General features: G+C 71.3%; 10 protein-coding genes and 1 pseudogene. 7 read left to right on the forward strand and 4 right to left on the reverse strand.

Annotated elements, in window-relative coordinates; translation table 11 throughout:
• Window positions 1–64: 64 nt before the first annotated feature.
• On the reverse strand, window positions 65–1756 hold the full coding sequence (locus VHA72_RS02930) for a CHAP domain-containing protein (protein ID WP_325572950.1): 1692 nt from the start codon (window positions 1754–1756) through the stop codon (window positions 65–67).
• A 188-nt stretch (window positions 1757–1944) separates the two neighbouring features.
• Between VHA72_RS02930 and pepN the strand changes: the two genes are divergently transcribed.
• Complete coding sequence (gene pepN, locus VHA72_RS02935; RefSeq protein ID WP_325572951.1) at window positions 1945–4524, forward strand: aminopeptidase N; 2580 nt, start codon at window positions 1945–1947, stop codon at window positions 4522–4524.
• 123 nt (window positions 4525–4647) lie between these two features.
• Here pepN and VHA72_RS02940 read toward each other — a convergent pair whose 3' ends face one another.
• On the reverse strand, window positions 4648–4926 hold the full coding sequence (locus tag VHA72_RS02940) for a hypothetical protein (RefSeq protein WP_325572952.1): 279 nt from the start codon (window positions 4924–4926) through the stop codon (window positions 4648–4650).
• A 45-nt stretch (window positions 4927–4971) separates the two neighbouring features.
• Between VHA72_RS02940 and VHA72_RS02945 the strand changes: the two genes are divergently transcribed.
• A complete protein-coding gene (locus tag VHA72_RS02945) occupies window positions 4972–5910 on the forward strand; it encodes a mechanosensitive ion channel family protein (protein ID WP_325572953.1) in 939 nt (312 codons plus the stop codon).
• Window positions 5911–6025: 115 nt separating this feature from the next.
• Here VHA72_RS02945 and VHA72_RS02950 read toward each other — a convergent pair whose 3' ends face one another.
• Window positions 6026–6451, reverse strand: a complete 426-nt coding sequence (locus VHA72_RS02950) for an OsmC family protein (protein WP_325572954.1) — start codon at window positions 6449–6451, stop codon at window positions 6026–6028.
• A 58-nt stretch (window positions 6452–6509) separates the two neighbouring features.
• Between VHA72_RS02950 and VHA72_RS02955 the strand changes: the two genes are divergently transcribed.
• The 5 genes from VHA72_RS02955 (at window position 6510) to VHA72_RS02975 (ending at window position 9260) form a co-directional block, all read left to right on the forward strand.
• Window positions 6510–6875: a globin gene (locus VHA72_RS02955; RefSeq protein WP_325572955.1), complete on the forward strand. Its 366-nt coding sequence runs from the start codon at window positions 6510–6512 to the stop codon at window positions 6873–6875.
• Window positions 6876–6972: 97 nt separating this feature from the next.
• Entirely contained in the window at window positions 6973–7341 is a 369-nt protein-coding gene (locus VHA72_RS02960; protein WP_325572956.1) for a hypothetical protein, read from the forward strand.
• Between the two features lie 17 nt (window positions 7342–7358).
• On the forward strand, window positions 7359–7964 hold the full coding sequence (locus tag VHA72_RS02965; RefSeq protein WP_325572957.1) for a hypothetical protein: 606 nt from the start codon (window positions 7359–7361) through the stop codon (window positions 7962–7964).
• Window positions 7961–8569 (forward strand): RNA polymerase sigma factor, encoded by a 609-nt coding sequence (locus tag VHA72_RS02970; protein ID WP_325572958.1) that lies wholly within the window; start codon window positions 7961–7963, stop codon window positions 8567–8569. Before VHA72_RS02965 ends, VHA72_RS02970 begins: the two co-directional genes overlap by 4 nt.
• Before the next feature lie 16 nt (window positions 8570–8585).
• Window positions 8586–9260, forward strand: coding sequence for a matrixin family metalloprotease (locus tag VHA72_RS02975; RefSeq protein ID WP_325572959.1), 675 nt, complete (start codon window positions 8586–8588; stop codon window positions 9258–9260).
• A gap of 6 nt (window positions 9261–9266) precedes the next feature.
• Here VHA72_RS02975 and VHA72_RS02980 read toward each other — a convergent pair.
• Window positions 9267–10025 (reverse strand): annotated as a pseudogene (locus VHA72_RS02980) (amino acid transporter); the annotation flags it as partial.

The following is a 10025-nucleotide window of genomic DNA, read 5'->3' on the forward strand; positions in this document are numbered from 1 at the left end:
CCCGCCGCGTCGTGGAATCGCCGATATCGCCCCCGGCATGCCCCAGATGGGGTACGGCCGGATCTCAGCGCCTCACCTTCACGATCGCGGTCGTCGAGTCGCCGAGGACCGTGGTCGTGCCGCGGTAGAGGATGGTGATCTTCCGCTTGCCCGGCTTGAGGCCGGCGACGCGCAGCCGCACCTTGTGCTTGGCCGCCAGGGCCTTCACCTTGTGCTTGCCGACCTGCACCACGATCTTGCCGCCCTTGACCGGGAGGCCGGCCGTCTTGAGCTTGATGGTGAGAGTGGCCGCGCGCCGCGCCGACCGGGCCGCGACCTTGAGCCGGGGCTTGGCCCTGATCGTGCCGGCGGCGTACTCGTTGATGCTCGGGAAGTGTCCCGGCGCGGTCAGCGTCACCTGCACCGACACGCGGTGCCCGGCGTCGGCCTTGGTCGGCGTGTAGGCGGGCGTAGTGGCGCCCGGGATGGGCCGGCCGTCGCGCAGCCAGGCGTACGTCGTCGACGCCGGAGCCGGGTCCGTCACGCCGGGGCTCGCGGTCAGCGGCGAGCCGACCTGCGGTGCGCCGGCCACCGAGCCCGGGGTGGTGAACTGGATCGGTGGCGCCTGCACCGGATCGCTGGGTGCGCTGGTGGTCGAGAGGTTCGCGAACGACTGCCGGGTCCCGGTCACCTGGACCGTCAGCCGCTTGCCGGCCAGGTCCGCGCCGGCGTTGAGCGTCCAGGACGTGGCGCCCGGGATCGGCACTCCGTCGGCGTACCACTGCACGGCCGAGGCCGTGGGGGCCGGCGACGTCACCGGCGGTACGGCGGTGATCGTCTCGCCGATGGCCGGGGTCCCCTCGATGACCGGCGGCGTGGTCACCGCGATGGTGCCGGCGATCGCCGGCGCCGTCGGAGCCGAGGTGGCGGTCACCTTCTGCCCGCCCGTGGTCGCGGTGACCTGCACCGAGATGCTCTTGCCCAGCCGGCTGCGCCCGACCAGGAACGTCCGGCCGGTCTCGCCGGAGATCGCCTTGCCGTCGGCAAGCCACTGGTACGTCACCGTCTGTGCGGCCGGGGACCAGCTGCCGTCGGTGGCGGCCAGGGTCTGGCCGACCTGGACGGTCCCGGTGATGGTCGGCGGGCTGACGTTCCGCAGCACCGTGGCCGGCGGAGTCGTGGCCGGAGGCGTGGTGACCGGCGGCGGGGGCGGCGTGGTCACCGGGGGCGGTGTCGTGACCGGCGGCGGGGGCGGCGCCCCGTTGTCGACCAGGTGGATGAAGCCGCTGGGCCAGTTGGCCGCGGTGGTGATGTGGCGCCAGTCGAAGTTGCTGCCCCAGTTCGACTCGGACACGACGATGTCGGTGGGCGAGTTGACTCGCTCGACGTAGGCCAGGTGGCCCTCCGCGCTGGCGCCCTGCGCGCCTCCCCGCCACCAGGCGATCGAGCCGACGGTCGGGATGCTGTTGTAGCCGAACGAGGTGCCCCAGTACTCGGCGTTGCCCTTCCCCGGCTTGAGCTGGGCGGGCCGGGTGGCCGACATCCCGGCCTTGATCATCCGGTAGGCCACGTAGTTGGTGCACTGCTGGCCCGACGCCATGTTCCAGAACGACGTGTTCCAGACGGCGTGGTAGCCCTTCGCGCTCATGCCGGCGTCCGTGCACGGCCCGAAGCCGGTGCACAGCACCGAGGACGAGCCCGACATCGTCCTCAGGTCGGCGGTGTGCGTGAGCGCCGGGACGAGTGCCGTCGCGGTCGCCAACGACGCCAGGATCACCGTGAGAATTGAACGCTTCAGTGACCGGCGTGGCGAATGTGACGGATGAGGCACGGGAGAACCGTAGTGAAAAAAGTCAAGTACCGATACCGGCGTGGCGGAATTACATTTTTGTACTTTTTCCGACGCCGTCGGTGGCCTCACCCCGACATCGGCCGCACCGAGGCACGGGTGAGAGGATCGGCCGCATGCCTGGAACCAACCTCACCCGGGACGAAGCGCGCACCCGCGCCGCCCTCCTCGACGTCACGTCGTACGACATCCAGCTCGACCTGACCACCGGGGACCAGACCTTCGCATCGACCACCACGATCGCCTTCACCTGCCGGCAGCCCGGCGCGGCGACGTTCGCCGACCTCGTCGACGCATCGGTGCGCGAGATCACCCTCAACGGCCGCACCCTGCCGGCCTCGGCGTACGCCGACTCGCGCATCCGGCTCGACCAGCTGGCCGCCGAGAACGTGCTCATGGTCAGCGCCGACCTGCCCTACTCGCACTCCGGCGAAGGCCTGCACCGCTTCGTCGACCCGGCCGACGGCCGCGTCTACACCTACAGCCAGTTCGAGGTGCCGGACGCCCGCCGGGTCTACACCACCTTCGAGCAGCCCGACCTCAAGTCGGTCTTCACCTTCCACGTGACCGCGCCCGCGCACTGGAAGGTCGTCTCCAACAGCCCCTCCCCCGAGCCCGTCGACCTGGGCGACGGCAAGGCGCGCTGGGACTTCGCGCCCACCGCGCGGATGGCGACGTACATCACCGCTGTCGTGGCCGGTGAGTACTACGAGGTGCAGGACGTCTACGAGGGCAAGAACGGCACCATCCCGCTGGGTCACTACTGCCGCCAGTCGCTGGCCGACTCGCTGGACCGCGAGGAGCTGGTGACCGTCACCCGGCAGGGCTTCGAGTTCTTCGAGTCGACCTTCGAGGTGCCCTACCCGTTCGGCAAGTACGACCAGCTCTACGTGCCCGAGTACAACATGGGCGCGATGGAGAACGCCGGCTGCGTGACGCTGCGCGACGAGCTGATCCCGCGCTCCAAGCAGCCGCGCTCGTTCTACGAGAACCGCGCCAACACGATCCTGCACGAGATGGCCCACATGTGGTTCGGCGACCTCGTCACGATGAAGTGGTGGAACGACCTGTGGCTCAACGAGTCATTCGCCGAGTGGGCCGCCTACCACGCCGGCGCGACGGCCACCGAGTTCACCGAGGCCTGGACCGGCTTCACCAACGCCCGCAAGCAGACCGGCTACCGGCAGGACCAGCTGGTCACCACCCACCCGATCGCGCCGGAGATCGAGGACCTCGACGCCATCGAGGTCAACTTCGACATGATCACCTACGCCAAGGGCGCCTCGGTGCTCAAGCAGCTGGTCGCCTGGGTCGGGCTCGAGCCGTTCCTGCAGGGCCTGACGGCGTACTTCAAGGAGTTCTCCTACGGCAACAGCGAGTTCGCCGATCTGCTGCGACACCTGGAGCAGGCCTCCGGCCGCGAGCTGACCAGCTGGGCGGCGGAATGGCTGCAGACTGCGCAGGTCAACACACTGCGTCCCGAGTTCACCGTCGGCGAGGACGGCCGCTACACGTCGTTCGCGGTGCGGCAGACCGCCCCGGCCGACCACCCCACCCTGCGCCGGCACCGACTCGGCATCGGGTTCTACGACACCACTGACGGGGCCCTCGTACGGCGCCGCTACCTCGAGGTCGACGTCGCGGGCGAGCTGACCCAGATCGCCGAGGCGGTCGGCGAGGTCCAGCCGGACCTGCTGCTGCTCAACGACGACGACCTCACCTACGCCAAGATCCGTCTCGACGAGCGCTCCCTGGCGACCGCGTTGACCAGCCTGTCCTCGATGCCCGACTCGCTGGCCCGCGCGCTGGTGTGGGGCGCCGCCTGGGACATGACCCGCGACGCCGAGCTGTCGGCGCACGACTTCGTCGAGCTGGTGCTGGCCAACATCGGCGCCGAGACCGACGCCTGGGGCATCTCGCGGATCCCGCACTACGCCGAGCTAGCCGTCAACGCGTACGCCGACCCGGCTCGTCGTATCGCCCTCAAGGAGCGTTGGGAGGCCGGGCTGCGCGAGCTGATCCTGGCCGCCGAGCCGGGCAGCGACCTGCAGCTCAGCCTGGCCCGGCGCTACTCCGGCGCGGGCAGCCAGCTGCGCGGGGGCATCCCCGGCGTCCCGGTCGCCGCCCAGACCCACGCCGACCTCCAGGCGCTGCTGGACGGCTCGTGGTCGATCGAGGGCCTCAGCGTCGACCAGGACCTGCGCTGGTACTTCATCATCGGCCTGTGCGCGGCCGGTGTGTTCGGCGAGGCCGAGGTCGCCGCCGAGGAGCGCCGGGACAACACCATCACCGGCCAGGAGAAGGCCGCCGAGGCCCGCGCCGCGATCCCCAGCGCCGAGACCAAGGCGGCGTCGTTCGAGCGTGGCTGGATCGACCCGGCCACGCCCAACGAGACCCAGCGGTCGATCGCCAACTCCTTCTCCCGCGTCGGGCAGGAGGAGCTGATCGCGCCGTACCTGCCGAAGATGCTGGAGGCGGCCAAGACGCTCTGGGACCGGATCGGCCCGCAGAAGGCGTCGGTCGCGCTGGAGTACGGCTTCCCGTTCGCGCTCATCTCCACCGAGGCGCTGGCGACCATCGACGCCGCGGTCGCCACCGGGGACATTCCCTACGGCGCCCGCCGGTACGTGCTCGAGGGCCGCGACGAGATCGCCCGCGCGCTGGCCGCCCAGGCGAAGGACGCCGCCAGCGCCTGAGCCGGACGCGTGAGCGGATGCGCCGGCTGCACGAGGCGGCCGGCGCATCCGCTCACCGCCGTGGGCGTTGAAATGAGAGATCGGCGCATCCGCAGCCGCGGATACGCCGATCTTCTGGGAGGATCAGTGGCCCTGCGAGGGCGGCTGGCTGCTCGGCTTGTGCGCGCGCGGAAGCAGCCCCTCACCGCGGAGCAGACCCGGCAGCAGCACCAGCCCGGAAATGATCAGCGCGACACCGACCGGGATGAACAGCACGAACGCCAGGAAGTGCAGCGGGTTGACGTGTGACGGGTTGCTCCAGCCGTTCGGGGTGTCGGCGGCGGCGGGGCCGACGACGGCCACGGTGACCGCGGCGACGGCGGCGCCGAGGGTCAGGGCGCGGCGTGCGATCGAGTTGCTCACGAGGGTCAGCCTAGCGGTTGCCCGGGCCTGTTAAGAATGGGGGCCATGTCCGCGCTCACCGCCGTCTTCTCCGCGAAGACCGACTGGCACCACGTCGCCGACGTGGTGATCGGCAAGCCCCTCGCCATCCTGGGACTGGTCGTGCTCGCGCTGTGCATCCGCTGGGTGCTCGGCAAGCTCGTCGACCGGATCGTCCGCCACGCCGAGGAGGGCGTGCTGCCCGACCGGTTCAGCACCGGCACGGCCACCCGCCGGGTGCAGCGCGCCAAGACCATGGGCGACCTGCTCAAGAGCATCGTCACCGGCGTCCTGGTCGCGGTCTTCGGGACCATGATCCTGGGCGAGCTGGGCGTCAACATCGCCCCGATCATCGCCAGCGCCGGCATCGTCGGCGTCGCGCTTGGCTTCGGCGCCCAGAGCCTGGTCAAGGACTTCCTGTCCGGGGTGTTCATGATCTTCGAGGACCAGTACGGCGTCGGCGACGTGGTCGACGTCGGCGTCGCCTCCGGCACCGTGGAGGCGGTGTCGCTGCGGGTCACTCGGCTGCGCGATCAGAGCGGCACGGTCTGGTACGTCCCCAACGGCTCGATCCTCAAGGTCGGCAACATGAGCCAGAACTGGGCGCGGGCGGTGGTCGACGTCAGCATCGGGTACGGCGAGGACCTCGCCCGGGTGCAGCGCGTCCTCAAGGACGTCGCGCACGACCTGTGGCAGGACGACGACTTCCACGACGTGGTGATCGAGGAGCCGGAGGTCACCGGCGTGGAGACCATGACACCCGACGCGATCACGGTGCGGGTGCTGATCAAGACCGCGCCGATGCGGCAGTGGGCGATCGCCCGCGAGCTGCGGCAGCGGATCAAGGCCCGCTTCGACCACGAGGGCATCGCGATGCCCTTCACCCAGAAGGTGCTCTTCCCGACGCCGCCGTACGCGGGCGGAACCGCTCCGACGACAACGCCGTCAGAGGCCGAAGAAGCCTGAGACTCTGAGACGCGAGGCGGAGCCCCTGGCAAGGCGGAGGAGCGAAGGCGGCCTTTGAGCGAAGCGGGCCGTCGAGCGACGACAACGCCGCCAGAGGCCCGCTTCGCGTCTCAGATCAGGCCAGGGCGGCGTCGAGGGTGATGGTGGTGCCGGCGAGCGCCTGGCTGACCGGGCAGCCGGCCTTGGCGGCCTCGGCGAGCTCGACGAACTTGTCGTTGTCCAGGCCCGGCACCACACCGCGGACGGTGAGCTTGATGCCGGTGATGCCGGTGCCGGGGGTGAACTCGACGTCGGCGGAGGTCGTCAGCGACGTGGCCGGGGTGTCGTTCTTGGCCAGGCCGTTGGAGAACGCCATCGAGAAGCAGGCCGAGTGAGCCGCGGCGATGAGCTCCTCGGGACTGGTCTTGCCGCCGGGCTCCTCGGCCCGGGAGGGCCAGGACACGTCGTACGTGCCGAGGCCGGAGGAGTCCAGCGTGACCTTGCCGGCGCCCTCGAACAGGGTGCCTTCCCAGACGGTGGTTGCAGTGCGAGTGGTAGCCATGGCCCCATCCTGACGGGTGGGGTCGGTCGGCTCAACGGGCACCCCTCACAATGGAGGGGTGACGTTCTACGACGAGATCGGCGGCGCCGAGACGATCCGCACGATCGTCTCCACCTTCTACGCCGGCGTCGCCGAGGACGACGTGCTCCGCGCGATGTATCCCGAGGAGGACCTCGGACCGGCCGAGGAACGCTTCTTCCTCTTCCTGTGCCAGTACTGGGGCGGTCCGACGACGTACTCCGAGACCCGGGGCCACCCGCGGCTGCGGATGCGGCACGCGCCGTTCGCGGTGACCACCGAGGCGCGCGACCGCTGGCTCACCCATTTCCGAGCGGGGCTCGACGCGGCCGCGCTGACACCCGAGCAGGATGCGGAGTTCTGGAGCTACATCCTGCGCGCGGCCGACTTCATGGTGAACGCCTGAGATTCTCCGCGGTCCGGCGTAACGCATCGTGGCCCCCGTGACAGGGAAAGGGTGACACTGCCCCCGAGGGGGCCTCTTTCTCGGAGAGGAGATCACCATGCGAAGCATCCGCATCGCACTTGCCTCCGGTGCCGTCGTCGTCAGCGTCGTCGCAGGTGCCTACGCCGCGCAGGCGTGCGTGGGCGGACCCGGCAGCGACGTGAGCCATGCCCCGCACGGGCAGTACTACCCCGCCGCCCACTCCAGCGTCGACCCGAGCGCCGTGCCCGCCTTCGCGCACCACTACCGCGGCACGCACCACCACTACGTCCGGCACCACCACCGCCACTTCGGCTGGTGGCGCGGCTGGCACCTCGGCTGGTTCTGGCACCACGGCAAGCCGGTGCGGCAGCACCCCACACCGACGCCCACCCCTACCCCGACCGACACCGCGACGCCGACCCCCACGCCGGCACCGGTCTCCTGAGCTAGCACGGACCAGCCATGGCGAGTGATCGCATCGCACGACTCCGCGTCGACGTACCGACGCTGGAGCCGGATGCCGCGCTGCTCGTCCGGCTGGTCGATCTCAGCGTCAGCACGACGCCGTCGCGGACGACATCTCGGGCGTCGTCGGCGAAGGTCCTGCTGGTCGCGGCGAGCGTGGCCGCCATCGCGGCGGTGACCTGGCTGGTCGGCGCCCTGCCGGGTACGTCGTCCCCGATCATCCCGGCGCACCACCCGCACGGGCCGACCGTCGTCCCGACCGCCCCGCCGTCCCCCCACGGTGCGGCACGTCCACGCACCCGGACGCCCGGTGTCCCCAACCCCACGCGGGGGACACCGGGCGCCACTCACTCCACCTCGGATGCGGAACACTCCCGCTCGACCGGTGCGGCGACGCCGCCCGATCACCCGGTCGGTACCCGCACCGCGGCCGCTCACACGGGTCAGACGAAGCGGCATCGCCACGCCGCCCCGACGTTCGGCACATACTCCCGCCATCACCGGCGTCACCACCTCGAGCCGCCGTTCCGGAACCCCAGCTGGCCGGGCACGCTCGGTCACGGCCCCGGCCCCGGCCGCCTCGGGAGTGGTCGGTCGCCGTGAGCGCGAGCAACCGCGGGGACGAGCGGGACGACCCGCTCGTCTCCGCGGCGAAGCAGAGGGACCCAGACGCCTGGCGTGAGCTGTACCGAGCCCACGCCGGGCGTCTGGTGGTGTGGTTGGCCCACCGCTCCCCCGGCGACGCCACCGCGGCCGCCGAGGATCTGGGTGCGGAGACCTGGCTGACCGCGGCGGGCAAGATCCACGACTTCCACGGCAACCGCGAGGAGTTCGGCGGCTGGCTGTTCGGCATCGCCCGCCGTCACGCCGCCAACGCCCGCCGCACCAGCGGCCGGCGGGCCACCACCCCGACCGACCACGACACCATCGCACTGCTGCATCCCGAGCCGGTGCGCGGCCCCGACAGCGTGGTCCCCGAGCGGGCCTGGCTGCGCGAGGCGCTCGCCGCGCTCTCCGCACGGGAGCGGGACGTGATCACCTGCCTGGAGGTGATCGGGATGGACGTCGCCGCGACCTGTGCGGCGTTGGGCATGTCGGCGGTCGCCGTACGCGTGACGCGGCACCGGGGGCTCAAGCGGCTGCGCCGGCTGCTCGGTGAGGCACCCCAGCGCGACCGCGGCCACCCGGTGTTCCAGCACGGCAAGTAGTGGATACCGGCGGCCGATGAGGCGATTTCCGGCCGTCCTGCTCCTCACCCTCGCACTCTGCGCGCCGGCCACGGCCCATGCCGCGTCACCGGTCACGGCCAGGCCCGGCGCGGCCTCCGACCACGCCTGGCTCGCGCCGAGGCTGCACCGGTGGAGCACCTGCCACCCGATCCGCTACCGGCTCAACACGAGCGGGATGCCGAGGCGCTGGCGACACGAGGTACGCCGCGCGCTGCACCGGGTGACCACCGCCTCCGGCCTGCGCTTCAGGTACGCCGGCAGGACCTCGTTCGTCCCCGACGGCCGACGACCCGACCCGCGCGGCACCGACCTGGTGGTCGCCGCCACCGATCACACGATCGAGGGCGACGCCACCGCGGTCGGCGAGGGCGGCGCCGTACCCACGACGGTGCGGCACCATCGGGTGTTGCGCAGCGGCTTCGTCCTCGTGCAGCACTCCCTCTTCGCCGGGCTGGCGGCCGGCTTCGGCCGCGGTCACCGCATCGGCGAGATCGGCAGCCAGGGTCGGGCGCTGATGCACGAGCTCGGCCACGCCGTCGGCCTGGGGCATGCCCAGCACCCGGCCGAGATCATGTACCCGGTGCTCACCCGCAAGCCCGCCCGCTGGGGCGCCGGCGACCTGGCCGGCCTGCGGGTGCTCGGCTCCGGCCCGTGCGTGCGGGGCGCCTGATCGCCCCTAGCCGACGTGCACGTGCGGCCGGCGGGAGCGGTTCGGCTCGGCGCGACGCAGCACCTCGCGGGTGGTCGGTGCGACCTCGCCGACTCCGAAGAACAGGAACCGCAGCAGGTTCAGCACCGGGCTGCCCTCGGTCCATTCGAAGTAGATGTGCGGCGTCACACCGGTGAGGTCGCGGATGCGCAGCAGCAGCGCGGCCAGCGCATTGGGCACCGTGGCCGACTCCAGCCGCAGCACCCGGCGATGCTGGTGGACCACCTCGCCGTGCACGTGCAGGGTGTTCTCGAAGTCGGACGGATCGGTCACCGTCACCTCGACGAACACGATGTCCCCCTCGTCGTCCAGGTCGTTGTCGGCGACCACCTGGCGGATCTTGTCGTCGTACTCCTGAGCGTCGAGCGCGTCCGGCTCGTTGGCGACCAGCCGGATCCGGCGCCGGGCGCAGTCCCGGACGAACCGCTCGGCGGTGGCGTCCAGCTCGACCGAGGTGACCCGCAGCTCGAAGGAGCGGCCGATCCGGGAGACGAGCGAGACGAGGATGATCGCGGCGATGAAGCAGGCGCCGATCTTGACGCCGTCGGGCCGCTCGACGACGTTGTTGACCGTGGTGTAGGCGAAGACCACGGCGACGGCGCCGAAGCCGATCGTCCGGCGCCGCTGACCCGCTCGGTACGCCGCCAGCGTCACCGCCACCGCGGCCGAGCTCATCAAGACCAGCACCCCGGTGGCGTAGGCGCCGCCCTGCGCGTCGACGCCGGC

It is taken from the genome of Nocardioides sp., assembly GCF_035547795.1.
GTDB lineage: Bacteria > Actinomycetota > Actinomycetes > Propionibacteriales > Nocardioidaceae > Nocardioides.